General features: G+C 61.0%; 24 protein-coding genes. 22 read left to right on the top strand and 2 right to left on the bottom strand.

The window, feature by feature from the left end; translation table 11 throughout:
• Positions 1-337: 337 nt before the first annotated feature.
• The 19 genes from nrdH (at position 338) to ACGK9R_RS06095 (ending at position 21,072) form a co-directional block, all read left to right on the top strand.
• Positions 338-559 (top strand): glutaredoxin-like protein NrdH, encoded by a 222-nt coding sequence (gene nrdH, locus ACGK9R_RS06185; RefSeq protein ID WP_394579337.1) that lies wholly within the window; start codon positions 338-340, stop codon positions 557-559.
• Between the two features lie 9 nt (positions 560-568).
• Positions 569-1,000: a class Ib ribonucleoside-diphosphate reductase assembly flavoprotein NrdI gene (nrdI, locus tag ACGK9R_RS06180; protein WP_394579335.1), complete on the top strand. Its 432-nt coding sequence runs from the start codon at positions 569-571 to the stop codon at positions 998-1,000.
• A gap of 11 nt (positions 1,001-1,011) precedes the next feature.
• A complete protein-coding gene (nrdE, locus tag ACGK9R_RS06175; RefSeq protein WP_394579734.1) occupies positions 1,012-3,165 on the top strand; it encodes a class 1b ribonucleoside-diphosphate reductase subunit alpha in 2,154 nt (717 codons plus the stop codon).
• A gap of 24 nt (positions 3,166-3,189) precedes the next feature.
• Positions 3,190-4,161 (top strand): class 1b ribonucleoside-diphosphate reductase subunit beta, encoded by a 972-nt coding sequence (gene nrdF / locus ACGK9R_RS06170; RefSeq protein WP_394579333.1) that lies wholly within the window; start codon positions 3,190-3,192, stop codon positions 4,159-4,161.
• 150 nt (positions 4,162-4,311) lie between these two features.
• Positions 4,312-6,234 (top strand): threonine--tRNA ligase, encoded by a 1,923-nt coding sequence (gene thrS / locus ACGK9R_RS06165; RefSeq protein WP_394579331.1) that lies wholly within the window; start codon positions 4,312-4,314, stop codon positions 6,232-6,234.
• A 60-nt stretch (positions 6,235-6,294) separates the two neighbouring features.
• Positions 6,295-6,786 (top strand): translation initiation factor IF-3, encoded by a 492-nt coding sequence (gene infC / locus ACGK9R_RS06160; RefSeq protein WP_394579329.1) that lies wholly within the window; start codon positions 6,295-6,297, stop codon positions 6,784-6,786.
• An 82-nt stretch (positions 6,787-6,868) separates the two neighbouring features.
• Positions 6,869-7,063, top strand: a complete 195-nt coding sequence (rpmI, locus tag ACGK9R_RS06155; RefSeq protein WP_311960718.1) for a 50S ribosomal protein L35 — start codon at positions 6,869-6,871, stop codon at positions 7,061-7,063.
• Positions 7,064-7,097: 34 nt separating this feature from the next.
• Positions 7,098-7,451: a 50S ribosomal protein L20 gene (gene rplT / locus ACGK9R_RS06150; RefSeq protein ID WP_009097607.1), complete on the top strand. Its 354-nt coding sequence runs from the start codon at positions 7,098-7,100 to the stop codon at positions 7,449-7,451.
• A gap of 160 nt (positions 7,452-7,611) precedes the next feature.
• The gene (gene pheS, locus ACGK9R_RS06145) at positions 7,612-8,631 is read left to right on the top strand and encodes a phenylalanine--tRNA ligase subunit alpha (protein WP_394579326.1); all 1,020 of its coding nucleotides are present in this window, start codon (positions 7,612-7,614) and stop codon (positions 8,629-8,631) included.
• A 27-nt stretch (positions 8,632-8,658) separates the two neighbouring features.
• The gene (gene pheT, locus ACGK9R_RS06140; RefSeq protein ID WP_394579324.1) at positions 8,659-11,037 is read left to right on the top strand and encodes a phenylalanine--tRNA ligase subunit beta; all 2,379 of its coding nucleotides are present in this window, start codon (positions 8,659-8,661) and stop codon (positions 11,035-11,037) included.
• A 57-nt stretch (positions 11,038-11,094) separates the two neighbouring features.
• Positions 11,095-11,391, top strand: coding sequence for an integration host factor subunit alpha (gene ihfA / locus ACGK9R_RS06135; protein ID WP_394579323.1), 297 nt, complete (start codon positions 11,095-11,097; stop codon positions 11,389-11,391).
• 188 nt (positions 11,392-11,579) lie between these two features.
• On the top strand, positions 11,580-12,038 hold the full coding sequence (locus tag ACGK9R_RS06130) for a flavodoxin (protein ID WP_394579321.1): 459 nt from the start codon (positions 11,580-11,582) through the stop codon (positions 12,036-12,038).
• Positions 12,038-12,406, top strand: a complete 369-nt coding sequence (locus ACGK9R_RS06125; RefSeq protein WP_394579319.1) for a protein MIGRI — start codon at positions 12,038-12,040, stop codon at positions 12,404-12,406. Before ACGK9R_RS06130 ends, ACGK9R_RS06125 begins: the two co-directional genes overlap by 1 nt.
• Before the next feature lie 237 nt (positions 12,407-12,643).
• The gene (gene tig, locus ACGK9R_RS06120) at positions 12,644-13,969 is read left to right on the top strand and encodes a trigger factor (protein WP_394579317.1); all 1,326 of its coding nucleotides are present in this window, start codon (positions 12,644-12,646) and stop codon (positions 13,967-13,969) included.
• 90 nt (positions 13,970-14,059) lie between these two features.
• Positions 14,060-14,677, top strand: a complete 618-nt coding sequence (gene clpP / locus ACGK9R_RS06115) for an ATP-dependent Clp endopeptidase proteolytic subunit ClpP (protein WP_394579315.1) — start codon at positions 14,060-14,062, stop codon at positions 14,675-14,677.
• A gap of 75 nt (positions 14,678-14,752) precedes the next feature.
• Positions 14,753-16,033 carry an ATP-dependent Clp protease ATP-binding subunit ClpX gene (gene clpX, locus ACGK9R_RS06110; protein WP_394579314.1) on the top strand — a complete coding sequence of 427 codons (1,281 nt, stop codon included), beginning with the start codon at positions 14,753-14,755 and terminating at the stop codon, positions 16,031-16,033.
• A 225-nt stretch (positions 16,034-16,258) separates the two neighbouring features.
• Positions 16,259-18,679, top strand: a complete 2,421-nt coding sequence (gene lon, locus ACGK9R_RS06105) for an endopeptidase La (RefSeq protein WP_394579312.1) — start codon at positions 16,259-16,261, stop codon at positions 18,677-18,679.
• Between the two features lie 186 nt (positions 18,680-18,865).
• A complete protein-coding gene (locus ACGK9R_RS06100; RefSeq protein ID WP_394579310.1) occupies positions 18,866-19,138 on the top strand; it encodes an HU family DNA-binding protein in 273 nt (90 codons plus the stop codon).
• 110 nt (positions 19,139-19,248) lie between these two features.
• Positions 19,249-21,072, top strand: a complete 1,824-nt coding sequence (locus tag ACGK9R_RS06095) for a SurA N-terminal domain-containing protein (protein WP_394579308.1) — start codon at positions 19,249-19,251, stop codon at positions 21,070-21,072.
• An 81-nt stretch (positions 21,073-21,153) separates the two neighbouring features.
• Here ACGK9R_RS06095 and ACGK9R_RS06090 read toward each other — a convergent pair whose 3' ends face one another.
• Both ACGK9R_RS06090 and ACGK9R_RS06085 read right to left on the bottom strand, forming a co-directional pair.
• On the bottom strand, positions 21,154-21,930 hold the full coding sequence (locus ACGK9R_RS06090; RefSeq protein ID WP_394579306.1) for a UDP-2,3-diacylglucosamine diphosphatase: 777 nt from the start codon (positions 21,928-21,930) through the stop codon (positions 21,154-21,156).
• Between the two features lie 14 nt (positions 21,931-21,944).
• A complete protein-coding gene (locus ACGK9R_RS06085; protein WP_394579304.1) occupies positions 21,945-22,442 on the bottom strand; it encodes a peptidylprolyl isomerase in 498 nt (165 codons plus the stop codon).
• A gap of 125 nt (positions 22,443-22,567) precedes the next feature.
• Here ACGK9R_RS06085 and ACGK9R_RS06080 point away from each other — a divergent pair, with 125 nt between their 5' ends.
• From ACGK9R_RS06080 to ACGK9R_RS06070, 3 genes are all read left to right on the top strand, one after another.
• Positions 22,568-24,247, top strand: coding sequence for a glutamine--tRNA ligase/YqeY domain fusion protein (locus tag ACGK9R_RS06080; RefSeq protein ID WP_394579302.1), 1,680 nt, complete (start codon positions 22,568-22,570; stop codon positions 24,245-24,247).
• Positions 24,248-24,252: 5 nt separating this feature from the next.
• Positions 24,253-25,650: a cysteine--tRNA ligase gene (gene cysS, locus ACGK9R_RS06075; RefSeq protein WP_394579300.1), complete on the top strand. Its 1,398-nt coding sequence runs from the start codon at positions 24,253-24,255 to the stop codon at positions 25,648-25,650.
• A 75-nt stretch (positions 25,651-25,725) separates the two neighbouring features.
• On the top strand, positions 25,726-26,640 hold the full coding sequence (locus ACGK9R_RS06070; RefSeq protein WP_394579298.1) for an ABC transporter substrate-binding protein: 915 nt from the start codon (positions 25,726-25,728) through the stop codon (positions 26,638-26,640).
• The last annotated feature ends 14 nt before the right edge of the window (positions 26,641-26,654 follow it).

Below are 26,654 nucleotides of genomic sequence, written 5' to 3'. Positions count from 1 at the left end.
CTTGCAGTTTGCGTCGCCCCGCGATGAGTTTTACCTGCTCCCGTCACTGCATTTTTCAACGCGTCTATCGCGGTGGATAACTTGTCGCTGTGAATTTTTTGCGTGTTTTATTGAGCTGATATCGGGGCATTGGTTCGCTTTTTTTGCGCCGTCCGCTCGCTAAGGCGTACCGCTATGCTGGGCACTATTTGTCAATAAGCTGTGGATTAAAAATTACTACATATATGCGAATTGATTTTGCGACAGTCTATATATAGTATTCGTAGTGTCTTCGAAGGGGTGATGGCACTACATGTGCCTAGCCCAAAAAAGCCGCTATGAAAAGGAAAAAATAGCCATGGCCATCCAGATTTATAGCAAGCCTGCCTGCGTACAGTGCACCGCCACCTACCGCGCGATGGACAAGCAGGGTATCGAGTACACCGTGATCGATATTACTGCCGAAGACGGTGCTCAGCAGCAGGTTGAAGCGCTGGGCTATCGCCAGCTTCCGGTCGTGGTAGCCGGTGACGATCACTGGTCAGGTTTTCGCCCGGATCGTATCCAGGCGCTCGCTTGATTCACCGCCATGCTGACGGATGCGAAAGCCCCGTTGGCGGGCACGCTGGTGTACTTCTCCACCAGCTCTGGTAACACCCATCGTTTTGTAGAGAAGCTGGGGCTTGCGGCGCACCGGCTGCCGCTCAAGCGCAGCGATCCGCCTGTTCATGTCGATACCCCGTTCGTGCTGATCACGCCTACCTACGGCGGCGGTGAGTCGAAGGGGGCGGTGCCGGGGCCGGTCATTCGCTTTTTGAACGATGAGCACAACCGGCGCCTCATTCGAGGCGTCATTGCCGCAGGCAATACCAATTTTGGCGAGGCGTACGGGCTGGCAGGGCGCATCATTGCGCAGAAGTGCCAGGTGCCACTGCTGTATCGGTTCGAGCTTTTTGGCACCGACGACGACGTCGCCAGGGTTCGCAAAGGAGTAGAAGAGTTTTGGAAACGACAAACGTAGTCACGAACGGCTTGCCTGAAACGAAAAAAGCGTCTGCAGAGGCGTCGAAGCCGCGCACGCTGGATTACCACGCGCTCAATGCCATGCTGAATCTTTACGGTGCCAACGGCGAGCTCCAGCTCGACAAGGACCGCGAAGCGGCGCGCCAGTACTTCCTGCAGCACGTCAACCAGAACACGGTCTTCTTCCACTCTTTGGAAGAGAAACTCGACTACCTGACCGAGGAGGGCTACTACGAAGCCGAGGTGCTCGATCAGTACGCGCCGGCCTTCGTCAAGGCGCTGTTCGAGCAGGCCTACGCCTACAAGTTTCGTTTCCCGAGCTTTCTGGGGGCGTTCAAGTACTACACCAGCTACACGCTGAAAACCTTCGACGGCAAGCGCTATCTCGAGCGCTACGAAGACCGTGTGTGTATGGTCGCGCTCACCCTCGCGCGCGGCGACGAGCAGCTTGCCAAGTCGCTGGTCGACGAGATCATCAGCGGGCGTTTCCAGCCGGCCACGCCGACCTTCTTGAACTGCGGCAAGCAGCAGCGCGGCGAGCTGGTGTCGTGCTTTTTGCTGCGTATCGAAGACAACATGGAGTCGATCGGCCGCTCGATCAACTCGGCGCTGCAGCTCTCCAAACGCGGCGGCGGCGTGGCGTTTCTGCTGAGCAACATCCGCGAGTCCGGCGCGCCGATCAAGCGCATCGAGAACCAGTCCTCCGGCATCATTCCGATCATGAAGCTTCTGGAAGACGCGTTCTCCTACGCCAACCAGCTCGGCGCGCGCCAGGGCGCGGGGGCGGTCTACTTGAACGCCCACCACCCGGATATCCTGCGCTTTCTCGATACCAAGCGCGAGAACGCCGACGAGAAGATCCGTATCAAGACGCTGTCGCTCGGCGTGACGATTCCAGACATCACCTTCGAGCTTGCCAAGCGCAACGACGACATGTACCTGTTCTCGCCCTACGACGTGGAGCGGGTCTACGGCAAGCCGTTTGGCGACATCAGCGTCACCGAGCACTACCATGAAATGGTCGCGGATGCGCGCATTCGCAAGCAGAAGATCAACGCCCGTGCGTTTTTCCAGACGCTGGCCGAGCTGCAGTTCGAATCCGGCTACCCCTACATCATGTTCGAGGACACGGTAAACCGGGCCAACCCGATTGCCGGGCGGATCAACATGAGCAACCTGTGCTCGGAGATTCTGCAGGTCAATACGCCGACCGAGTACGACGAGAGCCTGAACTACAGCAAGGTCGGTCAGGATATCTCCTGCAACCTCGGCTCGATGAACATCGCCAAAGTGATGGATTCCGGCGACATCGGCACCAGTGTCGACATCGCCATTCGGGGTTTGACCGCCGTCTCCGAGATGAGCAACCTCAAGAGCGTGCCGTCGATTGCCGAAGGCAACGCCAAGTCGCGCGCCATCGGCCTTGGCCAGATGAACCTGCACGGCTTTTTGGCGCGCGAGCACATCTATTACGGCAGTGAAGAGGGGCTCGATTTCACCAACCTCTACTTCTACTGCGTGGCGTTTCACGCCATTCGCGCCTCGAACCGCCTGGCGATCGAGCATGGCGACACTTTCGCGGGCTTTGCCGACTCCACTTACGCCTCGGGCGCGTTCTTCGACAAGTACACTAATGAGGCGTGGCTGCCGAAGACCGAGAAGGTGCGCGAACTTTTCGAGCGCAGCGGCATCGCGCTTCCGACCCAAGGCGATTGGGAAGAGCTCAAGACGTCGGTAATGGCGCACGGTCTCTATAACCGCAACCTGCAGGCGGTACCGCCGACCGGCTCGATCTCCTACATCAACCACTCCACCTCGAGCATTCACCCGGTGGCGGCGAAGATCGAGATCCGCAAGGAAGGCAAGCTCGGCCGCGTCTACTACCCGGCGCCTTTCTTGAGCGAAGAGAACTTCGACTACTTCCAGGACGCCTACGAGATCGGCCCGGAGAAGATCATTGATACCTACGCCGAGGCCTCCAAACACGTCGATCAGGGGCTGTCGCTGACGCTGTTCTTCCCGGACACCGCCACCACGCGCGACATCAACAAGGCGCAGATTCACGCCTGGCGCAAGGGTATCAAGACGCTTTACTACATTCGTCTGCGTCAAAGCGCGCTGGAAGGCACCGAAGTCGAAGGCTGTGTCTCCTGCACGCTGTAACCACGTAACGAAAGAGAACATTCGATGAACACCATGCAACGCTTATCGCGGGTCGACGCCATCAACTGGAATCGGCTTCAGGACGACAAGGACCTGGAGGTCTGGAACCGTCTGACGAGCAATTTCTGGCTGCCGGAGAAGGTGCCGCTCTCCAACGACATTCAGTCCTGGAACACGCTGACCCAGCAGGAGAAACAGCTGACCATCCGCGTGTTCACCGGGTTGACGCTTCTGGATACCATTCAGGGCAGCATCGGCGCGCCGACGCTGATGGAGGACGCGCGCACGCCCCACGAGGAAGCGGTGTACACCAACATCGCCTTCATGGAGTCGGTGCATGCGCGCTCCTACAGCTCGATCTTCTCGACGCTGTGCGCCACGCGGGACGTCGATGATGCCTTTCGCTGGAGCGAAGAGAACCCGATGCTCCAGGCGAAGTCCGAGTTGATTCTCGAGCGCTACCGCTCGGACGACCCCTTGATGCGCAAGGTGGCGAGCGTCTTTCTCGAGTCGTTTCTGTTCTATTCGGGCTTTTATCTGCCGATGTACTGGTCGAGCCACGCCAAGCTCACCAATACCGCGGATCTGATTCGCCTGATCATTCGCGACGAGGCGGTGCACGGCTACTACATCGGCTACAAGTTCCAGCAGGCTTTGACCGAGGCGACCCCGGAGCGCCAGCAGGCGGTCAAGGATTACGCCTACGACCTGCTGCTGGAGCTTTACGACAACGAAGTGCGCTACACCGAGTCGCTTTACGACGCGGTGGGCCTGACCGAAGACGTGAAGAAGTTTTTGCACTACAACGCCAACAAGGCGCTGATGAATCTGGGTTACGAGCCGCTTTTTCCAAGTAGCGTTACCGATGTCGACCCGACCATCATGGCTGCGCTTTCGCCGAGCGCCGACGAGAACCACGACTTCTTCTCCGGCTCCGGCTCGTCGTATGTGATCGGCAAGGCGGTCGCCACCGAAGACGACGACTGGGCGTTCTAGGCACCGGTGTCTCGCCAGCTGAAAGTCTGCTAGTCTACGCGCCTGCCCAACGATGGGCAGGCGCGTTTGCGTTTGAAACGAATCCTCAAGCCATTGATAGCGATATGTGATCCCTGGTATGGATCACCACTGCGCTCAAGGAACACCCGAATGCCCATAGTGACACTGCCCGACGGCAGCCAACGTACGTTTGATGAACCGCTTTCCATCATGGCTCTCGCCGAGTCCATTGGCCCTGGTTTGGCCAAGGCGTGCGTGGCCGGAAAGATAGACGGTGTGCTGGTCGATGCGGCCGATATGATCGAGAAGGACGCCGAGGTGGCGATCATCACCGCCCGCGATCCGGAAGGCGTCGAGATCATTCGCCACTCCTGTGCGCACCTGATTGGGCATGCGGTCAAGCAGCTCTACCCGAACGCCCACATGGCGATCGGCCCCGTGATCGAAAATGGCTTCTACTACGATATCGACTTCGGTCGCTCGGTCACCCCGGAGGACATGGAAGCGATCGAGAAACGCATGCAGGCGTTGATCGACCAGGAGTACGACGTCGTTCGCGAGTACGTGGACCGCGATCAGGCGCTCAAGACCTTCGAGAAGCGTGACGAACCCTACAAGCAGGAGATCATCCGCGACATCCCCGACGGCGCGACGATCCGCCTTTACCACCACGAAGAGTACACCGACATGTGTCGCGGGCCGCACGTGCCCAACACGCGTCATCTTAAAGCGTTCAAGCTGACCAAACTGGCCGGCGCCTACTGGCGGGCGGATGCCTCCAACGCCATGCTCACGCGCATCTACGGCACCGCCTGGGGCGACAAGAAGCAGCTCAAGGCGTACATGAAGCGCCTCGAGGAGGCGGAGAAGCGCGACCACCGCAAGCTTGCGCGCAAGCTCGATCTCTTCCACATGCAGGAAGAGGCGCCGGGCATGATCTTCTGGCACCCCAACGGCTGGGCGCTGTGGCAGCAGGTCGAGCAGTACATGCGCGGGGTCTACAAGGCCGGCGGCTATCAGGAAATCCGCTGCCCGCAGATCATGGACGTGTCACTGTGGAAGAAGTCCGGTCACTGGGACAACTACGCCGATGGCATGTTCTTCACCGAGTCGGAAAAGCGCGAGTATGCGCTCAAGCCGATGAACTGCCCGGGCCACGTTCAGGTGTTCAACTCGGGGCTTCGTAGCTACCGGGAGCTTCCGGTACGCTTTGGCGAGTTCGGCGGCTGTCACCGTAACGAGCCGTCGGGTGCGCTTCACGGCATCATGCGCGTGCGCGCCTTCACGCAGGACGACGGCCACGTCTTTTGTACCGAAGCCCAGGTCGAGCCGGAGGTGACGAGCTTCCACCGCCAGGCGCTCAAGGTGTACCAGGACTTCGGTTTCGAGGACATCGCGATCAAGATCGCGCTGCGCCCGGAGAAGCGTATCGGCAGCGATGAGGTCTGGGACCGCGCCGAAGAGGCGCTTCGCGGCGCGCTCAAGGCCTGCGACGTCGAGTGGCAGGAACTTCCCGGCGAAGGCGCGTTCTACGGGCCCAAGATCGAGTACCATATGAAGGATTGCCTGGGCCGCGAGTGGCAGGTCGGTACCATGCAGGTCGACTTCATGATGCCCGAGCGGCTCGGCGCCCAGTACGTGACCGAAGAGGGTGAGCGCAAGCCGCCGGTCATGCTGCACCGGGCGATCGTCGGCTCGATGGAGCGCTTCATCGGTATCCTGATTGAACACTATGCCGGGGCTATGCCATTATGGTTGGCACCCGAGCAAGTCGCCATCATGAATATCACCGATTCGCAGCGTGATTATGCGCTCGAATTGGAGCAGCGCTTGCAAAAAAATGATCTTCGCGTCAAGGCAGACTTGAGGAACGAGAAGATCGGCTTTAAAATTCGCGAGCATACGTTACAGAAAATTCCCTATCTCCTTGTGGTCGGAGATAAGGAAGTCGAAGCTGACTCAGTGGCCGTGCGTACTCGCAGCGGCGAAAATCTCGGTACCATGACCGTCGATGAGTTCATCGAACGCGTCTGCGCCGAACGAGCAGCCCTGGCGACATCGTCAATTGCCTAAGGAGACAGAGCAATCAAGCGAAGCAACCAGCGCGGGCGTCCTGCAGACAAACGCCCACCAATGAACGAGCGAATCACCGAAACCGAAGTCCGCTTGATCGATGCAGAAGGTGAGCAGCTGGGCGTGGTGCCCACCACCGACGCGCTCGAGCGAGCGGAAGCGGCCGGTCTGGACCTCGTGCAAATTTCCAATGCCGATCCCATTGTTTGTAAAATAATGGATTACGGCAAATTCGTCTTCGAGCAGAAAAAGCAGAAAGCTGCTCAGAAGAAGAAGCAAAAGCAGATCCAGGTCAAGGAAGTCAAATTCCGGCCCGGCACCGACGAGGGCGATTATCAGGTCAAATTGAAGAACCTGATGCGCTTTCTCGAAGGTGGTGACAAGGGTAAGGTCACATTGCGTTTTCGCGGTCGCGAAATGGCGCACCAGGACATCGGCCGTAAGCTGATGGAGCGGGTAGCGGCAGACCTCGAAGAGATCGGTACGGTAGAGTCCTTCCCGAAAATGGAAGGCCGCCAGATGATCATGATTCTTGCCCCTAAAAAGAAGTGATCCAACGGCGTTTTAAACGGGTCGGCGCACGATGCGCCGACTGGCCTTGGGTTTTCTCAAAAACATCGAGCGGAGTTTTCTCATGCCGAAAATCAAGAGCAACAGTGGCGCTGCCAAGCGCTTCAAGAAGACGGCTAACGGCTTCAAGCACAAGCAGTCGTTCCGTAGCCACATCCTGACCAAGAAATCGACCAAGCGTAAGCGTCAGCTTCGCGGCATGAAGCAGATTCACGCAGCTGACAAGCCGCTGATCCAGCGCATGCTGCCGAATCTGTAAGTCGTTTTCGAATTTTTAACGTCAGGAGTGTGTCATGACTCGAGTCAAACGGGGCGTTGTCGCCCGTCGTCGTCATAAGAAAGTATTGAAGCAGGCAAAAGGCTACTACGGTGCGCGTTCGCGCGTTTTCCGCGTTGCCAAGCAGGCCGTCATCAAGGCCGGCCAGTACGCCTACCGCGACCGTCGTAACCGTAAGCGTCAGTTCCGTGCCCTGTGGATCCAGCGTATCAACGCCGGCGCCCGCATCAACGGTATGTCCTACAGCCGTTTCGTTGGCGGTTTGAAAAAAGCCGGTATCGAAATCGACCGTAAGGTATTGGCCGATCTGGCGGTTCACGAGAAAGCGGCGTTTGCTGCCATCGTGGAAAAAGCCAAGGCTGCCCAATAAGGTTTCAGATCCGGTCTGAAATCCCGTGGTCATTGTAGTGTGACCCATGCAGGGGAAGAGCAGCCGCTCTTCCCCTGTTTTTTTGCCAGTAGTGTGGGCGAGAGGCCCCGTTCTGGCAGCGCCTTATGGGATGACAACCGCTTAATTCGGAGTTTAATGGATGGACCACCTGCCTACGCTGGTATCAGAGGCGCGCGACGCCATCAAGGCCGCGCAGAGCGTTTCGGCACTGGATGAGCTGCGCGTTCGCTATTTGGGCAAGAAGGGCGAAGTGACCGCCCTGTTGAAAGGGCTTGGCAAACTTTCCGCCGAGGAGCGTCCGGCGGCGGGCGAGCAAATCAACCAGGCAAAGCAGACCCTGGCCGGCGAGATCGACGCAAAGCGCGCGACCCTCGAGGCCGAGGCGCTCAACGCCCGTCTGGCTGCGGAGAAGATCGACGTCACGCTGCCCGGACGTGGCCAGGCCGCCGGCGGCCTGCACCCGGTCACGCGTACGCTTGAGCGTATCGAAAGCCTGTTCACCCGTATCGGCTATGATGTGGCGGTGGGGCCTGAAATCGAAGACGATTACCACAACTTCGAAGCGCTCAACATCCCCGCCCATCATCCGGCGCGCGGCATGGCGGACACCTTTTACTTCGACGCGACGCGTCTTTTGCGCACCCACACCTCGCCGGTGCAGGTGCGTACGATGAAATCGAGCGAGCCGCCGATTCGCATCGTTTGCCCCGGCCGGGTCTACCGCAGCGACTCCGACCTGACCCACACGCCGATGTTTCACCAGGTGGAGGGGCTGCTGGTCGACGAAGGGGTGAGCTTCGCCGACTTGAAGGGCACCATCGAGGACTTCCTGCAGGCTTTCTTCGAGCGCGATGATCTCGACGTGCGCTTTCGCCCCTCCTATTTCCCGTTCACCGAGCCTTCCGCCGAGGTCGACATCCAGTGCGTGATGTGCGGTGGAGAAGGGTGTCGCGTCTGCTCGCATACCGGCTGGCTCGAGGTCATGGGCTGCGGCATGGTACACCCGGAAGTCTTCAAGCACTCCGGCATCGACACCGAGCGCTATACCGGCTTCGCCTTCGGCATGGGCGCCGAGCGTCTGGCGATGCTGCGCTACGGCGTCAACGATCTGCGTCTGTTTTTCGAAAACGATTTGCGCTTTTTGCGCCAGTTCGCCTAATCACGCCGCAAGAGTACAGGAACGAGCATGAAATTTTCAGAACAGTGGCTGCGTGACTGGGTCTCGCCGACGCTCGACACCCAGGCGCTGGCCGATAAGATCACCATGGCGGGGCTCGAGGTCGACGCCGTCGAGCCGGTCGCGCCTGCCTTCAGCGGCGTGGTGGTGGCCGAGGTCATCGCGAAGGAGCCGCACCCGGACGCCGACAAGCTCAACGTCTGCCGCGTCAACGACGGCAGCGGCGAGGTGCAGGTCGTGTGCGGCGCTCCCAATGTCGCAGTGGGCCAGCGCGTGCCGTTCGCCCAGGTCGGCGGTGTGTTGCCCGGCGACTTCAAGATCAAGAAGGCGAAACTTCGCGGAGCAGAATCCTTCGGCATGATCTGTTCCGCCTCGGAGCTGGGGCTTGAAGAGGAGACCTCCGACGGTATTCTCGTGCTGCCCGCAGATGCGCCGGTCGGGGTGAGCGTGCGCGACTACCTGACCCTGGACGATGCCACGATCGAAGTGGATCTCACGCCCAACCGCGGTGACTGCCTGAGCGTGAAGGGCATGTCGCGCGAGGTGGGCGTGCTTAATCGCCTGCCGGTGACAGCCCCCGAGATCGCACCGGTAAAGGCAAGTAGCGAGCGGCGCTTTCCGGTCAGCGTCACCGCGACCGAGCAGTGCCCGCGCTACGTGAGCCGCGTCATCGAAGGCGTCGATCTCTCGCGCCCGACGCCGATGTGGATGGTCGAGCGCCTGCGCCGTAGCGGCGTACGCACCATCGACCCGGCGGTGGATGTGACCAACTACGTCATGCTCGAGCTCGGTCAGCCGCTGCACGCCTTCGATCTCGAGAATCTGAGCGAAGGCGTTCAGGTGCGTATGGCCGAAGAGGGCGAACGCCTGACGCTGCTCGACGGCCAGGACGTTGCGCTTCGCCCGGATACGCTGCTGATTGCCGACGCCTCCGGGCCGCTGGCCATGGCCGGTATCATGGGCGGCGAAGCCTCCGGTGTGAGCGCGTCCACGCGCACGTTGTTTCTCGAATCCGCCTACTTCACGCCGCTGGCCATCGCCGGTCAGGCGCGCTCCTACGGGCTTCATACCGACGCCTCGCACCGCTACGAGCGTGGAGTCGATCCGGCGCTGGCGACGCAGGCGATCGAGCGCGCCACTCGACTCTTGATCGATATCTGCGGCGGCGACGCCGGGCCCGTTTGTGAGACGAGCAGCGAAGCGCACCTGGCACAAGCGCAAAGCATCACGCTGCGTGAAGCGCGCCTGACTCAGGCGCTCTCCAAGACGCTGCCGGTCGAGGACGTCAGCGACATTCTCGAGCGGCTGGGAATGATCGTCGAGCGCATCGAGAACGCCTGGCGCGTCGAGGTGCCGAGCTGGCGCTTCGACATCGCCATCGAAGAGGATCTGATCGAAGAGATCGCCCGGATTCACGGCTACAACAACCTGCCGGTGCGCCGCCCGGCGGCGCGGCTTGCGCTGCGCTCGGCGGATGAGGCGACGCTGACCCAGGTACGGCTGCGCAACCAGATGGTCGCGCGCGGCTATCAGGAAGCAATCACTTACAGTTTCGTTGCGCCGGAGCTTCAGAAAGCGATGCTGCCCGACGCGGTCTCGCCGACGCTTGCCAACCCCATCTCGGCGGATCTTTCGGTGATGCGGGCGAGCCTTTTCCCGGGGCTGGTGCGGGCGCTGTCGCACAACCTGAATCGCCAGCAGAGCCGCGTGCGGCTTTTTGAAACCGGGCTGGTGTTCGAAGGCGAGCTGGATACGCTCACCCAGACGCCGATGCTCGGAGCGCTCGCCTGCGGCCCGCGCGAAGCGGAAGGGTGGAGCAGTGCCAAAACCGCCGTCGACTTCTTCGATCTGAAGGGCGATCTCGAAAGTCTGCTGGCCATGGGCGGTAAACCGCATGCCTGGCGCTTCGAGCCCGCCGAGCACCCGGCGCTGCACCCGGGCCAGAGCGCGCGGCTTTTGCACAATGGCCAGCCCGCCGGCTGGATCGGCACGCTCCACCCGAAGGTGCGTGCAGAGCTTGGACTCAAGGTCGACGCGGTGCTGTTTGAGGTACGCCTGGATGCATTGAGCGAAGGCGAAATTCCCGCCTTCACGCCGCTTTCACGCTACCCGGAAGTGCGCCGCGACCTGGCCTTTACACTGGATGAGCAGACGCCGGTGCAGGCGCTTCTTGACTGTGTGCGCCGTGAAGCCGGCGATCATCTCGAGGATCTGCGCTTGTTCGACGTCTACGCCGGCAAGGGCGTGGAGCCGGGGCACAAGAGTATCGCGCTGGGCTTGACCTGGCAGCATCCATCGCGCACGCTAAATGATGATGAAATCAACCAGCGGGTAGATTCGATCGTGGCCCAGGCAAGTGCCACGTTGAATGCGCAGCTTCGCGGCTGACAGATGTCGGCCGCAGGCGATACTTCGGGCACCGGGTTTGCGACAAGGAGAAGCGATATGGGGGCGTTGACCAAAGCAGAGCTAGCCGAGCACTTGCATACCGAGCTTGCGCTATCCAAGCGTGAAGCGAAGGCCATGGTGGAAACCTTTTTCGAGGAAATTCGTGCCTGTCTGCGCGAAAACGAACAGGTGAAGCTTTCCGGCTTTGGCAACTTCGATCTGCGCGACAAGCGTGAGCGGCCCGGGCGCAATCCGAAGACCGGCGAGGAGATCCCGATTTCCGCCCGGCGCGTGGTGACCTTTCGCCCGGGGCAGAAGCTCAAGCAGCAGGTCGAGCATTTTACCAGCGCCTGATCAGGTACCCTCTGCCGCTGTCTGCCCGGTTCAGCCGGTATCAAGCGCCCCGAACCGGGGCGCTTTTTGTTTGTCTATCAACCTGCTTTATCAAAACAGGTCAAGGCTGACCCGGGTATGCGCCGGGTGAACAATTCGTGTTAATATTTGAGCAAATTCATCGGGTATTCGATTGAGGAAGGGCGCTCATGGCTCAGCTCAACATTCTGGTAGGCACCATGTACGGTGGTGCGCTCGACGTGGCCGAGCAGGTCAAGCCGCTCTTTGAAAGCGCAGGTTACAGCGTCGCGATCAAGGAGCAGCCGACGCTGGAGGATGTCGAAGGCGACGCGTTGACGCTTTTTTGCCTATCGACCACCGGCAGCGGCGATATTCCGGGCAATCTCGTGCCCTTCGTGCGTGCGCTGAAGGACCAAAGCCCGTCGCTGACCGGTCTCAAGTACGGGCTGATCGCCCTTGGTGACAGCTCCTACGGCGATACCTTTTGCGGTGCCGGGCGCACCCTCGATGCACTGCTCGAAGACCTGGGCGCCCAGCGTCTGGGCGAACGTCTCGAGATCGATGCCATGGAGACCTTCATGGCTGACGACGCTGCGGTGCCCTGGGTCGAAGAGTGGATCGACCGTCAGGATCTCAAGGTCGCCTGATGCAGCGCGCAAGTTCCGAGCGGGTGAGCGTGGCGATCGGTCTCTGTGTCCTGATGCTCTCGGTCATTCCGCGCTACATGGCGGGCGGCTTCGAAACCCGTCAGACCCTACTGCTGGTGGCCATTGTGCTGGTGGCTGGCGCTGCGATCGTCAACTGGCGTCTGCTGTCGCCACAGGAGCGTTCGCGCCTGCCGGGCCTCTTGAAGAGGCTGGCAATTGCGCTTCTCGCTGGCGCCGCAGCAATGGGCGTGTGGCACGCGCTAATGACCGCCTGGATCAGCTGGCAGGAGTTCATTTCTCACGCGGCGACCTGTGGGCTGCTGCTGTTTGCCGTAAGTCTTGGCTGGAAGCAGAAGGCGCGGTCGTGATGAACCCGAGGAATTTGACCCCGGGCGCCCTTGCAATTGCGGCCCATGCCCCCATCTTCGGTGGCATGGTGCTTGCTACTATGCGCCGGGGTTCATAAAATTGCCCCCTTGTATCGTTCGACGTAGCTGTCAACGCTCAGATACGAATTCGACGAATGCGCCCATGAAGATGGCGCATTCAATGACGATTTATCCAACTACATACTCACACTAAGCCCAGCCGCTAGAGGACAATTCATGCAAGTTTCTGTCGAGACGACCTCCCCCATCGAACGTCGCATCACCATTTCGGTTCCGGCGGCGGATATCGACGAGGCCGTCAGCGCTCGCTTGAAAGACACCGCGAAAAACGTTCGCCTGAACGGTTTTCGCCAGGGCCGTGTTCCCATGCCGGTCATCCGCCAGCGCTACGGTGACAGCGTCCGCAACGAGGTGGTGGGTGAGGTCATGCGCGAGCGCTACGTCCGCGCGATCACCGATGAGGGTCTGAACCCCGCCGGCTACCCGCAAATCGAGCCGAAGGTCAACGAAGCCGGCAAGGACTTCGAATTCGTCGCGGTCATGGAAGTGTATCCCCAGGTCGAGCTCACCTCGATCGAAGGCACTAACGTCGAGCGCCCGGTCGTCGAAGTAAGTGAAAGCGACGTCGACGAGATGATCGAAACGCTGCGCAAGCAGAACGCCGAGTTCCAGGAAGTCGACAAGGCCGCCGAAGAGGGCGACCAGGTCACGATCGACTTCCAGGGCTACCTGGGCGAAGAAGCCTTCGAAGGCGGCAGCGCCGAGAACCACTCGCTGGTGATCGGTTCCAACAGCTTCATCCCGGGCTTCGAAGAGCAGCTGATCGGTGCCAAGGCGGGTGAAGAGAAGACCCTGAACGTTACTTTCCCGGAAGATTACCAGGCCGAACACCTGGCGGGTAAAGAAGCGACCTTCAAGGTCAAGGTTCACAAGGTCAGCGCCCAGGAGCTGCCGGCGGTAGATTCGGCGTTTTTCGAGCGCTTCGGTGTCGAGGATGGCGATGAAGCCAAGTTCCGCGCCGAGATCAAGAAGAACATGACGCGTGAAGCCGCTCAGGCGGTGGACAACCGCGTCAAGCAGCAGGTGCTTGACGCGCTGAAGAAAGCCAACGAAATCGACGTACCGAGTGCTCTGGTTCAGCAGGAAACCGACGGTATGAAGCGCCAGGCTGCACAGCAGTTCGGTCTTGGCGAAGATTTCGATGTTAGCCAATTGCCCAACGAGCTGTTCGCCGAGCAGGCCAAGGGCCGCGTTCAAGTGGGTCTGCTTTTGGCCGAAGTCATCAAGGCCAACGAACTCGACGCCACTGATGACGAAATCAAGGCGAAGGTCGAAGAGCTTGCCGAGCAGTACCAGGACCCTTCTGAAGTGGTCGAGTACTACATGGGTAACGAGCAGCTCAAGACCCAGGTCAAATCCGCCATTCTCGAAGAGAAAGCGGTCGATAAACTTCTTGAGCAAGCCAACGTCAAGGATGTCGAAATGAGCTATCAGCAGGCGCTGGCAGCCGCTCAGCAGCAGGCTGAGCAGGGCGAGGAATAGGGCGAAGAGGCCAACGCCTGAGCTTGACCCTTTGCTATCGCGTGGCGCTTTGGGGCGCCACTCCCTTACCGGACGCAAGGAATCACCCGTATGAGTGAGTTTGATATTCAAAACGCCGGCGGTCTCGTGCCCATGGTGGTTGAGCAAAGCGCCAAAGGGGAACGCGCCTACGACATCTATTCGCGGCTTTTGAAAGAGCGCGTCATTTTTCTTGTCGGGCCGGTAGAAGATTACATGGCCAACCTGGTCGTGGCGCAGATGCTGTTTCTGGAGTCGGAGAACCCGGACAAGGATATCCATCTGTACATCAATTCGCCGGGCGGCTCGGTCACTGCGGGCATGTCGATCTACGACACCATGCAGTTCATCAAACCGGATGTGTCGACCGTCTGTATCGGCCAGGCTGCCAGCATGGGCGCGCTGCTTCTGACCGCGGGCGCGGCGGGCAAGCGTTACTGCCTTCCCAACTCGCGGGTGATGATTCACCAGCCGCTCGGCGGCTACCAGGGGCAGGCCTCGGACATCGAGATTCACACCCGCGAAATCCTCGGCATTCGCGAGAAGCTCAATCAGATTCTGGCCCATCACACCGGCCAGGATATCGAGAAAGTAGCGCGCGATACCGACCGGGATAACTTCATGAGCGCCGACAAGGCTCAGGAGTACGGCTTGATCGATGCAGTGCTGGATAAGCGCCCTGCATCCTGATAGCGTAAACGGATTCCCGCTTTTCCAACGAGCTTTTCCGGCGGCGAAAGCCGCCGCAGTGACAGGGGTACGCCAATGGCCGACGGCAAAGGCAAAGACGAAGGTGGCAAACTGCTTTACTGCTCGTTTTGTGGCAAGAATCAAAACGAAGTTCGTAAGCTGATTGCCGGCCCATCCGTCTATATCTGCGATGAGTGTGTCGATCTGTGTAACGACATCATTCGCGAGGAAGTTCTCGAAGCCGATGCCGAGAGCGATGAAGAGCGTCTGCCCACGCCTCGCGAGATTCGTCATACCCTCGATGACTACGTCATCGGGCAGGACCGCGCCAAGATGGTGCTGTCCGTCGCGGTGTATAACCACTACAAGCGATTGAAGACCGAAGTGCGCGAAGGCGAGGTGGAGCTTGGCAAGTCCAACATCCTCCTGATCGGCCCGACCGGTAGCGGTAAGACGCTGCTGGCCGAGACCATGGCGCGGCTTCTGAACGTACCGTTCACGATTGCGGATGCAACCACGCTGACCGAAGCCGGTTACGTGGGTGAAGATGTCGAGAACATCATTCAAAAGCTTCTGCAAAAGTGCGACTACGACGTCGAGAAAGCCGAGCGCGGTATCGTTTACATCGACGAGATCGATAAAATCTCGCGCAAGTCGGACAACCCCTCGATCACCCGCGATGTCTCCGGTGAAGGCGTGCAGCAGGCACTGCTGAAGCTGATCGAAGGCACCACGGCGTCGGTACCGCCCCAGGGCGGGCGCAAGCATCCGCAGCAGGAGTTCGTTCAGGTCAACACGGCGAACATGCTGTTCATCGTCGGTGGCGCCTTTGCGGGGCTCGACAAGGTGGTGCGCGACCGCTCCGAAAAGGGCGGTATCGGCTTCAACGCCAGCGTCAAGAGCAAGGATACCTCGAAAGGTGTCGGCGAGCTTCTGGCCGCCGTCGAGCCGGAAGACCTGGTCAAATTCGGTCTGATCCCGGAGTTCGTGGGGCGCCTGCCGGTGATCGCCACGCTCACCGAGCTTACCGAGGACGCGCTGATCCAGATTCTGACCGAGCCGAAGAACTCGCTGATCAAGCAGTACGGCAAACTTTTCGAAATGGAGGGGGTGACCCTCGAGTTTCGCGAAGAGGCGCTGCGCGCCGTGGCCGCGAAAGCCATGGAGCGCAAGACCGGCGCGCGCGGTCTGCGCTCGATTCTCGAATCGGTACTGCTCGACACCATGTACGAGATTCCGTCGCTCGAGGACGTCAGCAAGGTGGTGATCGACAAGTCGGTGATCGAAGGCGCAAGCCAGCCGCTACTGATTTACACCAATCAGCAAGAGAAGCGGGTCGACGGGACCGACGGCTGATTGCGCCGCGTTCGATCCTGATCATCTCGTATCCGTTCAAGGGGTCGCCTGCGCGACCCCTTGTTGCTGACTACAAGCCGCCTCAAGGCGTGCCAGCAGGCGACGGTTTCAGGCCATCCAGCAAGCCAGCGGCTGACGTTACCAGGCCGCGTCTTCCATATTGTTGAGCGCTTATAAGTGGTAACGCTTGAGCGAGCGCCTATCCGATTTTGAGGAACGTCTGCGATGCAGCAGAACGCCGATCAAACACAGTGTTTACCCATGTTGCCACTGCGCGACGTGGTGGTTTATCCGCAAATGGTGATTCCACTGTTTGTGGGTCGGGAGAAATCCATTCACGCCCTCGAGGCGGCCATGGAAGCGGACAAACGCGTCCTGCTGGTCGCCCAGCGCGAAGCCTCCCAGGATGATCCTGACAACGACGACCTGTACCGCATGGGAACCGTTGCCGACATCATGCAGCTTCTGAAACTGCCCGATGGCACGGTCAAGGTGCTGATCGAAGGTAGCTTTCGCGCCGATGTAGAGCGCATCGAGGAGAACGAGGCCGGCTACACCCAGGCTCACCTGACCCCGCGTGACAGCGAGCCGCTGACCTCGCGCGAGCAGGAAGCGCTGGTGCGCGTGCTGCTCAATCAGTTCGAGCAGTACGTCAAGCTGTCGAAAAAAGTGCCCAATGAGGTGCTCAACTCGCTTTCCGGAATCGAGGATCCGAGCCGGCTGGTAGACACCATCTGTGCCCACTTGTCGCTCAAGATCGGTGACAAACAGGAGCTTCTGGAGATGGATCGCGTGCGCGATCGCATCGAGCACCTGATGGCGCTGATCGAGTCCGAAATCGATCTCTTGCAGGTCGAAAAGCGCATCCGCTCCCGGGTCAAGGAGCAGATGGAGAAGACCCAGCGCGAGTACTACCTGAACGAGCAGATGAAAGCCATCCAGAAAGAGATGGGCGAGCTCGACGATGTACCCAATGAGGCCGAAAAGTACGAGCGTGCGATTGCGGACGCCGGCATGCCGAAAGAGGCGGCGGACAAGGCCACCCAGGAGCTCAACAAGCTCAAGATGATGGCCACCAACTCTGCCGAAGCCACCGTCGTACGCTCCTATCTCGACTGGCTGCTCGCGGTGCCGTGGAAAAAGCGCACGCGCGTCAAGCACGACCTGGTCAAGGCTCAAGAGGTGCTCGATGAGGATCACTACGGGCTCGAAGAGGTCAAGTCACGCATTCTCGAGTACCTCGCGGTGCAAAAGCGGGTCAAGAAGATGAAAGGGCCGGTGCTCTGCCTGGTTGGCCCGCCCGGGGTGGGCAAAACCTCGCTGGGCCAGTCGATCGCCCGCGCCACCAACCGCAAGTACGTACGTCTGGCGCTCGGCGGGGTGCGCGACGAGTCCGAGATTCGCGGCCACCGGCGCACCTACATCGGCTCGCTGCCGGGCAAGCTGATGCAGCGCATGGCCCGTGCCGAGGTTAAAAACCCGCTGTTTCTGCTCGATGAAGTCGACAAGCTCGGCATGGATCACCGCGGCGATCCCTCCTCGGCGCTGCTCGAGGTACTCGACCCGGAACAGAACAACAGCTTCAGCGATCACTACCTCGAGCTCGATTACGACCTTTCCGAGACCCTGTTCATCTGTACCGCGAACTCGATGAACATTCCCGGGCCGCTGCTGGATCGTATGGAGATCATTCGGCTGCCAGGCTACACCGAGGATGAGAAGCTCGCCATCGCCAGGCGCTATCTGCTGCCCAAGCAGCTCAAGGCCAATGGCCTGAAGCCCGAGGAGCTCGCGCTTTCTGACGATGCGCTTCTGGAGCTCGTGCGCTACTACACCCGCGAAGCGGGCGTGCGCGAGCTCGAGCGCCAGATCGCCAAGGTGTGCCGCAAGATTCTGCGTGAGCGTGTCGAAGCCGAGGTCAGCAAGAGCAGTGAGGCCAAGGAGCCGCCGCGCACGCTCGAAGCCGAGCATATCGAAACCTATGCCGGGGTACGTCGCTACAGCTACGGCCTTGCCGAACGGGAGGACCAGGTCGGTCGCGTGACTGGACTCGCCTGGACCTCGGTCGGCGGCGAGATCCTCAACATTGAATCGGTGGTCACGCCGGGCAAGGGGCGGATCAACAAGACCGGATCGCTTGGCGATGTGATGAAAGAGTCGGTGAGCGCGGCGCACACCGTGGTCAAGGCGCGCGCAGCGAGCTTTGCGATCGACCCGCAGCGCTTTGAAAACGAAGACCTGCACATTCACGTACCGGAAGGCGCAACGCCCAAGGATGGCCCGAGCGCCGGCGTTGCCATGGTGACGGCGATGATCTCCGCCTACACCCAACGCCCGGTTCGCTGCGATGTGGCGATGACCGGTGAGGTAAACCTGCGCGGCGAAGTGATGCCGATCGGCGGGCTAAAGGAGAAATTGCTGGCGGCGCGCCGGGGTGGTATAAAGACCGTCCTGATCCCTGAGGAAAACCGTCGTGATCTCAAGGAAGTACCGGAAAACATCAAGGGAGCGCTTGATATTCGTCCGGTACAGTGGATAGATGACGTGTTGGCGGTTGCACTGGCCGATGAACCGGCAGCCGGCGCGCCCGCGCTGAAAAACGCCGAGACATCGTTTACCGGCAGCAGCGCGGCCAGTACGCATTGACGTTAGAGCCCGTAGAGGCTTGCAAGAATAGTGAGCGCCCGGGCCTTGCGGGGCGGGCGCTCTAAAGTGGGTCGCTTGACAGGTATTTCAAGGCATTGCTATAAAACGCAGCTATGCTTTGAGCTTGTACCCGCCGGTGACCGCGCCGTTCAGAGCCATTTTTACGATACATTTAAGGGGTGAAGTGTGAATAAGTCCGAGCTGATTGAAGCTATTGCCGCGTCTGCAGATATTCCCAAAGCAGCGGCAACCCGCGCATTGGATGCCATGGTCGAGTCTGTCACCGATAGCCTCAAAAAAGGCGAGAGCGTTTCACTGGTAGGCTTTGGCACGTTTGCCATCAAAGAGCGCGCCGCGCGCACCGGCCGTAACCCGCAGACGGGCCAGCCGATTCAAATCAGCGCTGCCAAGGTGCCCAACTTCAAGGCAGGCAAAGCGTTGAAAGACGCCGTCAACTGATTGACTCGCGTTTGCTGTAACGTAATGGGCGCATCGCTTGGCGATGCGCCCATGTTATTTCAAGGCCATGAAAAGGCCGCGACAAATGGCTGAGACGATCTGAGGCAAGCATGCTGCAAAGTATTCGTAACGGTTCCCGCAGCTGGGGGGCCAAAATCATCATTGGGCTCATGGTGGCCGCCATGGCGCTGTTCGGCGTAGAGTCGCTGTTCAGCGCCTTCGGCCGCGATCCCAATCAGGTGGCCAGCGTCAACGGCGAGCCGATCCTGCGTCAGCAGGTCGAACTCGAGGTCCAGCGCGCGCTGCGCTCGGGCCAAGTGCCGCCGGAGCAGGAGCGCACGCTTAGAAACGAAGTGCTCGACCAGCTGATCACCCAGGAGCTGCTGGGCCAGTACGCCGAAGAGGGTGGCTTCTACCTCTCCGATGAGCAGCTCGATCAGATCATCGTGACGCTGCCGGAGTTTCAGGACAGCCAGGGTCGCTTCAACGCCGATATTTTCCGCAATCAGCTCGGCCGCGCCGGCTACACGCCGCTTTCGTTTCGCGAAGAGCTTAGAGGCGATCTCAAGCGGCGCTACCTGCAGCAGGGCATCGCCCAGAGTGATTTCGTACTGCCCAACGAGCGCGAACGGCTCGTTTCGCTGCAGAATCAGCAGCGCAGCTTTCGCTACGTGATGCTCGATGAGAGCGACATCGACTTCACCCCCAGCGTTTCGGATCAACAGATCCAGACCTACTACGACGACAACCCGGAGCGCTTCGAGCGCCCCGAGCAGGTGCAAATCGAGTACGTGGTGATCGACCGCCAGGAAATGGCCGAGGATGTCGAGGTCGATGAAGCCGCGCTGCGTCGCGCCTACCGTACCCAGAACGCCAACAGCGACCGGCGCGTATCGCACATCATGGTCACGTTTGGCGATGAACGCACACGCGAGGAGGCCCAGGCGCGCGCCGAGCAGGCGCTGGCGGCTATACAGGGCGGCGAATCCTTCGAAGACGCCGCACTCGAATACTCCGACGACACCGCCAGTGCTGAGCAGGGCGGTGATTTGGGTGTGATCGCGCCCGGCTTCATGGGTGAGGCGTTCGACGAGGCGGCATTCAGCCTCGATGAAGGTGAAACGTCCGAGCTGGTCGAAATGGGCGATGCCTTCCACGTGCTGCAGGTCACCGAGGTCGAAGGGCCGAGTTTCGAGGAGCAGCGTGACACCCTGATGCAGACCGCCGCGCTCGACGAGGTCGGCGACGCCTTCAACCGCCGCGTGCAGCGTTTGATCGACGAAAGCTTCGCCGCCGACGATCTGCAGAGCGTCGCGGAGGATCTCGACTTACCGCTCTACCAGACCGACTGGATCGCCCGCGACGGCGGTACCGGTGTGCTTTCGGAGCCCGGCGTCATGGACGAGGCGTTCACCGACGACGTGCTCGACGGTGGCTACAACAGTGAAGTGATCGAGCTCGACGACGATCGGCGTTTGGTACTGCGCGCTGCCGATCATCGTGAGGCGACGCTGCTGCCGTTGGATGAGGTGCGCGACGAGATCGAAGGCTATGTGGCATCCGCCCAGCGCCAGCAAGCGCTCGAGGAAGAAGCCGAGCGGCTGATCGCGGCGCTCAACGCCGACGAGCCGGTGGATGTCAGCTGGCAGCAGGCCAGCGACATCGCCCGCCAGGCGCCGGCTACGCTGCCGGCGGCGCTGGTCGACGGCGTGTTTCGTCTGCCGCGCCCGGCCGACGGCGAAAGCCGCTATGGCCAGGTCTCGCTGCCGGCCCGCGTCGCGGTAGTGGCACTCGACGAGGTCAGCGCTGGTAGCGTCGACGACAATGACCAGACCAGCGACTTCGTTGCGCGTATCTCCGAGCAGCTGCGCGCCCAAGCCGCGGTGCAGGGGCTGATCAATCAGCTGCGCAGCGACGCCGATATCGAGCGCTGATCGTCGCTCGATCCCGCGCCACGAAAAAGCCGACCCCGCGGGGTCGGCTTTTTTCATGCTCGAACGTCGAGGCACGTCGGGTCAGCTGCCCGGCGGAGCGTCGAGGGCAAAGCGGCGAAGCTCGGGAGTGGCAATGCCATCATCGGCGCCTTCGATGACGATGTCCCAACCGCCGCTCTCCTGCCAGTCGCCCAGCACGAAGCGTTTGGCGGGGGCGCCGTCGACGGTCACATCATGCACCGCCGGGCGGTGGGTGTGGCCGTGAATCAGCGTTCTCACGCCTTCACGGCGCATCAGCGCCTCCACCTCGGCAGGGGTGACGTCCATGATCGCCTCGGCCTTGCCGGCATTGGCGCTGTTCGAGTCCAGGCGCAGCTTGCTGGCAAGCGCGACACGCTCGGCAAGGGGCATGGCGAGAATCTGCGCCTGCCAGGCCGGGTTGCGCGACTGGGCGCGAAACGCCATGTAGCTCTCATCCAGGGTGCAGAGACTGTCGCCGTGTAGCAGGAGCACGGGCAGGCCCGCAATTTGCGTGTTCACGCACTCGGGTAGTAGTGTCGCGCCGCAGGCGCTCACAAAACGCTCGCCGAGCAGAAAGTCGCGGTTACCGTGCTGAAGGTAAACAGCGGTGCCCGCCTGGCTTAGCGCCCGGAGCCGCTCGATGACATCAGTGGCTACCCGCGCCGTCGGGTGCGGTGCATCGAGCAAGTCGTCGCCGATCCAGGCATCGAACAGGTCACCGAGAATGTAGAGCGCGTCGGCGCCGCGGGCGGTATGTTCAAGGTAGCGGTAAAACCCCCGGTTGATCTCTGGGGTATCACCGCTCAAATGCGTATCGGCTACCAGCAGCGTACTCATGAGACTCCCGTGGCTCACTCGTCTTTGACGTAAGCGCGCTCGATGACGACGTCCTCGGCGGGCACGTCGGCGTGCATGCCGCGGCGGGTGGTGGCGACGCCCTTGATCGCGTCGACCACGTCCATGCCCTCGACCACTTCGCCGAACACCGCGTACCCCCAGCCCTGCAGGTTCTTGCCGCTGTGGTTCAGGAAGCTGTTGTTACCCACGTTGATGAAAAACTGCGAACTCGCCGAGTGCGGATCCTGGGTACGGGCCATGGCCAGGGTGCCGACCTTGTTCTCGAGGCCGTTGTCGGCTTCGTTTTCGATCGGCTCGCGGGTCGGCTTCTGCTCGAAGTTGGTGTCGAAGCCGCCGCCCTGAACCATGAAGCCGTCGATCACGCGGTGAAACAGGGTGCCGTCGTAGAAGCCGTCGCGCACGTACTGCTCGAAGTTGGCGGCGGTTTTCGGCGCTTTTTCATGGTTGAGCGCAACGGTGATGTCGCCCTTGCTGGTCTGTAATACGATCATGGATAAATTCCTGTTGAATAAAGGCGTTCGCCTTGGCGCAGTGCATCGGCGTCGCGTTATAATAGCGGTTTTGCCCGGCGCCGCGAAGCACGGCACGCCATTCAGATGAGGTTATCGACACCACCATGAGCAATGAGACCACCAAAGCGCCGAACTTCATTCGCAACCAGATAGGCGACGAGATCGAGAGCGGGCAGGTCGGCACCATCGTGACCCGGTTCCCGCCGGAGCCCAACGGCTTTTTGCACATAGGCCATGCCAAGTCGATCTGTCTGAACTTCGGGTTGGCCGAGGAGCTGGGTGGTGATTGCCATTTGCGGTTCGACGACACCAACCCCGCGAAGGAAGAGCAGGCCTACATCGACGCCATCAAGGAGGACGTCGCGTGGCTGGGCTTTCAGTGGGCCGGCGAGGTGCGGTTCGCCTCCAGCTACTTTGACCAGCTCTACGCCTTTGCCCAGCACCTGATTCGTGAAGGCAAGGCCTACGTCGACGATCTTTCGCCGGACGAGATTCGCGAGTACCGCGGTACGCTCACCGAGCCGGGACGGCCAAGCCCCTACCGCGAGCGCAGCGTCGAGGAGAACCTGGATCTGCTCGAGCGCATGCGCGTGGGCGAGTTCGGTGAAGGTGAGAAAGTGCTGCGCGCCAAAATCGACATGGCCTCGCCGAACATCAACCTGCGTGACCCGATTCTTTACCGTATCCGCCACGCGAGCCACCACCAGACCGGCGACGTCTGGAAGATCTACCCCTCCTACGATTTCACCCACGGCCAGTCGGATGCCATCGAAGGCGTGACTCACTCGATCTGTACCCTGGAGTTCGAGGATCACCGCCCGCTCTACGAGTGGTTTCTGAACAACCTGCCGGTGCCGAGCAAGCCGCGTCAGATCGAGTTCGCGCGCCTGAATCTCGACTACACCCTGACCTCCAAGCGCAAGCTGAAGCTTTTGGTCGATGAAAAGATCGTCGATGGCTGGGACGACCCGCGGATGCCGACCATCTCCGGCATGCGCCGGCGCGGCTATACCCCGGCCTCGATTCGCAAGTTCTGCGAGATGATCGGCGTCACCCGCGCCGACGGGGGCTTGGTCGATATCGCCATGCTGACCCACGCGATCCGCTCGGATCTCGAGGAAAACGCCCCGCGGGCGATGTGCGTGATGAAGCCGCTCAAGGTGGTGCTGACCAACGTCGACGAAGGCTTCGAGGAAGTGTATGAAGTGCCCGGTCACCCGGCCCGCGACGACATGGCCGTGCGCCGCGTGCCGCTGACCCGCGAGCTCTACATCGACCAGGACGACTTCATGGAGGATGCGCCGAAGAAGTTCTTCCGCCTGGCGCCGGGCAAGGAAGTGCGCCTGCGCAACAGCTACGTGATCCGCTGCGACGAGGTGATCAAGGATGACGCCGGCGAGATCCAGGAGCTTCGCTGCTCGGTGGATTTCGACACTCTGGGCAAGAACCCGGAAGGGCGCAAGGTCAAGGGCGTGATCCACTGGGTGAGCGCGGTTCACGGCGTGCCCATGGAAGTGCGCCTGTACGACAACCTGTTCATGGTCGAGCAGCCGGATCGCGACAAGGACGCCGACTTCCTCGATCATCTTAATCCGGAGTCGCTGGTGATCTGCCAGGGGATCGGCGAGCCGAGCCTGGCCGATGCCGCCCCGGAGTCGCGCTACCAGTTCGAGCGCGTGGGCTACTTCTGCGCCGACCGCCACCTCTGCACCCCGGAAAAGCTCGTTTTCAACCGCACCGTGGGGCTCAAAGACAGCTGGGCGAAAATTCAGAAAAAGGGCTGAGGCTGATGCAGATCTACAATACGCTCACGCGGCGCAAGGAAACCTTCAAGCCCATCGAGGCCGGCAAGGTCAGCATGTACGTGTGCGGCATGACGGTTTACGACTTCTGCCACCTGGGCCACGCCCGGGTGATGGTGGCCTTCGATGTCATCAGCCGCTACCTGCGCGAGCGCGGGTATGACGTCAACTACGTGCGCAACATTACCGATATCGACGACAAGATCCTGAAGCGCGCCGAGGAGAACGGCGAGACGATCAGCGCACTCACCGAGCGCATGATCGACGCGATGCACGAGGACGAGGCGCGCCTTGGGGTGCTGCCGCCGTCGCGCGAGCCGCGGGCCACCGGCCACATCGACGACATAATCGCGATGATCGAAACGCTGATCGACAAGGGCTTCGCCTACGCCGCCGACAACGGCGACGTCTACTACCGGGTACGCAAGTTCGAGAACTACGGCAAACTCACCAATCGCCAGCTCGACGATATGCGCGCAGGCTCCCGGGTCGAGGTCGACACCCACAAGGAGGACCCGCTCGATTTCGTGCTGTGGAAAGCGGCCAAACCGAGCGAGGCGCACTGGAGCTCACCCTGGGGCGAAGGCCGCCCGGGTTGGCACATCGAGTGCTCGGCGATGTCGACGTGCTGTCTGGGCAACACCTTCGACATTCACGGCGGCGGCCCGGACCTGACCTTCCCGCACCACGAAAACGAAATCGCCCAGAGCGAGGCGGCCACCGGCCAGACCTACGTCAACACCTGGATGCACGCCGGTGCGGTGCGCGTCGACCAGGAGAAGATGTCCAAGTCACTGGGCAACTTCTTCACCATCCGCGAGGTATTGGCGGAGCACGACCCGGAGGTGGTGCGCTTTCTGCTGGTGGCGAGCCACTACCGCAGCGCGATCAACTACTCGGTAGGCTCGCTTTTCGAGGCGCGCAAATCGCTGATTCGCTTCTACACCGCCCTCGAGGGAGTGGAAACTCGGCAAGCGGTTGAGCCGCCCAGCGGCTTCGAGCATTTCGATGCGCGCTTCAAGCAGGCGATGGATGACGACTTCAATACACCGGAAGCGCTGGCGGTGCTGTTCGAGCTCGCCCGCGAAGTGAACCGGGCCAAAACCGACGCGCCTGCCAGCGCCCCGGCCCTGGCCGCCGAGCTCGTCCGCCTGGGCGGCGTGCTGGGGCTTTTACAGCAGCCTCCCGAATCGTTTTTGAAGGGCTCGAGCGCAAGCTCCGCGATCAGCGAAGCCGAGATCGAGGCGAAAATCGAGGAGCGCAGGCAGGCCAAGAGCGACAGTGATTTCGCCCGGGCCGACGCCATTCGCGACGAGCTGGCCGCGCTTGGCGTGGTGCTCAAGGATTCACGCGAGGGCACTACCTGGGTGATCGAGGCCTCTTGACTTGAGCGTGGCGCTTGACGCGGGGCCACCTATACTTAACGCTTTGATGAGCCAATTGAATAAGGGATGATGACGATGCGCTCTACGCTAACCCCCGCGCTTGCCGCGCTTGCGCTGACCGCGCTGACCGGTACCGCCCACGCTCAGTCCAGTGACCCCGTCGTGGTGTCGTCGAAGATCGATACCGAAGGCGCCGTGCTGGGTGAGCTGATCATCCAGGCGCTGGAACGTGAAGGCATTCCCACGGAAAACCGCCTTCAGCTGGGGGCCACCAGCGTAGTGCGAAGCGCCATTCAGGCCGGCGAAATCGATCTCTACCCGGAGTACACCGGTAACGGGGCGTTCTTTTTCGACATGACCGACAGCCCGGTCTGGAACGACGCCGACCAGGCGTTCGAAACCGTACGCGAGCGCGATGCAGATAACGGCCTGGTCTGGCTGCGCCCGGCGAGCGCCAACAACACCTGGGCGATCAGCCTGCGCGAGGACGTGGCCAAGGCCAATGATCTGGTCACCCTCGAGGACCTGGCCGACTACCTGGCCGACGGCGGCGAGTTCAAGTTTGCCGCCAGCGCCGAGTTCGTCGAATCTGCCCAGGCGCTGCCCGCTTTCCAGCAGGCCTACGGTTTCGATCTCTCCGCCGATCAGCTGCTGGTGCTCTCCGGCGGCAACACCGCTGCCACCATGCGCGCCGCCGCCCAGCAGACCAGCGGCGTCAACGCCGCCATGACCTACGGCACCGACGGCGGGCTCAACGCCCTGGGTCTGGTGGTACTCGAGGACACCCTGGGCGTGCAGCCGATCTATCAGCCGGCGCCGCTGGTGCGCGAAAGCGTGCTCGAAGCCTACCCGTCAATCGATCCTACGCTCGAGGCCGTTTTCGAAACCCTCGATCTCGAGACGCTTCAGCGCCTCAACGCCGACGTGGCTGTGAACGGTCTCTCCGCTGAGCAGGTGGCAAGCGACTATCTCGACTCGCTGGATCCCTGATCGAATGCAGGTAA

Source organism: Halomonas sp. HNIBRBA4712, assembly GCF_043558675.1.
Classification (GTDB): domain Bacteria; phylum Pseudomonadota; class Gammaproteobacteria; order Pseudomonadales; family Halomonadaceae; genus Vreelandella.
The sequence above is the reverse complement of the archived record's forward strand: the minus strand, read 5'-3'. Positions and strand labels throughout refer to the sequence as shown.

Bases quoted from the DNA above. Each gene is read 5' to 3' on its own strand.
- cysS (WP_394579300.1), top strand. From the start codon at position 24,253: ATGCAGATCTACAATACGCTCACGCGGCGCAAGGAAACCTTCAAGCCC.
- ACGK9R_RS06090 (WP_394579306.1), bottom strand. From the start codon at position 21,930: ATGAGTACGCTGCTGGTAGCCGATACGCATTTGAGCGGTGATACCCCA.
- ACGK9R_RS06130 (WP_394579321.1), top strand. From the start codon at position 11,580: ATGGCTCAGCTCAACATTCTGGTAGGCACCATGTACGGTGGTGCGCTC.
- thrS (WP_394579331.1), top strand. From the start codon at position 4,312: ATGCCCATAGTGACACTGCCCGACGGCAGCCAACGTACGTTTGATGAA.
- nrdF (WP_394579333.1), top strand. From the start codon at position 3,190: ATGAACACCATGCAACGCTTATCGCGGGTCGACGCCATCAACTGGAAT.
- clpX (WP_394579314.1), top strand. From the start codon at position 14,753: ATGGCCGACGGCAAAGGCAAAGACGAAGGTGGCAAACTGCTTTACTGC.
- nrdH (WP_394579337.1), top strand. From the start codon at position 338: ATGGCCATCCAGATTTATAGCAAGCCTGCCTGCGTACAGTGCACCGCC.
- ACGK9R_RS06125 (WP_394579319.1), top strand. From the start codon at position 12,038: ATGCAGCGCGCAAGTTCCGAGCGGGTGAGCGTGGCGATCGGTCTCTGT.
- pheT (WP_394579324.1), top strand. From the start codon at position 8,659: ATGAAATTTTCAGAACAGTGGCTGCGTGACTGGGTCTCGCCGACGCTC.
- ihfA (WP_394579323.1), top strand. From the start codon at position 11,095: ATGGGGGCGTTGACCAAAGCAGAGCTAGCCGAGCACTTGCATACCGAG.
- lon (WP_394579312.1), top strand. From the start codon at position 16,259: ATGCAGCAGAACGCCGATCAAACACAGTGTTTACCCATGTTGCCACTG.
- rplT (WP_009097607.1), top strand. From the start codon at position 7,098: ATGACTCGAGTCAAACGGGGCGTTGTCGCCCGTCGTCGTCATAAGAAA.
- ACGK9R_RS06080 (WP_394579302.1), top strand. From the start codon at position 22,568: ATGAGCAATGAGACCACCAAAGCGCCGAACTTCATTCGCAACCAGATA.
- ACGK9R_RS06095 (WP_394579308.1), top strand. From the start codon at position 19,249: ATGCTGCAAAGTATTCGTAACGGTTCCCGCAGCTGGGGGGCCAAAATC.
- infC (WP_394579329.1), top strand. From the start codon at position 6,295: ATGAACGAGCGAATCACCGAAACCGAAGTCCGCTTGATCGATGCAGAA.
- tig (WP_394579317.1), top strand. From the start codon at position 12,644: ATGCAAGTTTCTGTCGAGACGACCTCCCCCATCGAACGTCGCATCACC.
- ACGK9R_RS06085 (WP_394579304.1), bottom strand. From the start codon at position 22,442: ATGATCGTATTACAGACCAGCAAGGGCGACATCACCGTTGCGCTCAAC.
- nrdI (WP_394579335.1), top strand. From the start codon at position 569: ATGCTGACGGATGCGAAAGCCCCGTTGGCGGGCACGCTGGTGTACTTC.
- pheS (WP_394579326.1), top strand. From the start codon at position 7,612: ATGGACCACCTGCCTACGCTGGTATCAGAGGCGCGCGACGCCATCAAG.
- ACGK9R_RS06070 (WP_394579298.1), top strand. From the start codon at position 25,726: ATGCGCTCTACGCTAACCCCCGCGCTTGCCGCGCTTGCGCTGACCGCG.
- rpmI (WP_311960718.1), top strand. From the start codon at position 6,869: ATGCCGAAAATCAAGAGCAACAGTGGCGCTGCCAAGCGCTTCAAGAAG.
- clpP (WP_394579315.1), top strand. From the start codon at position 14,060: ATGAGTGAGTTTGATATTCAAAACGCCGGCGGTCTCGTGCCCATGGTG.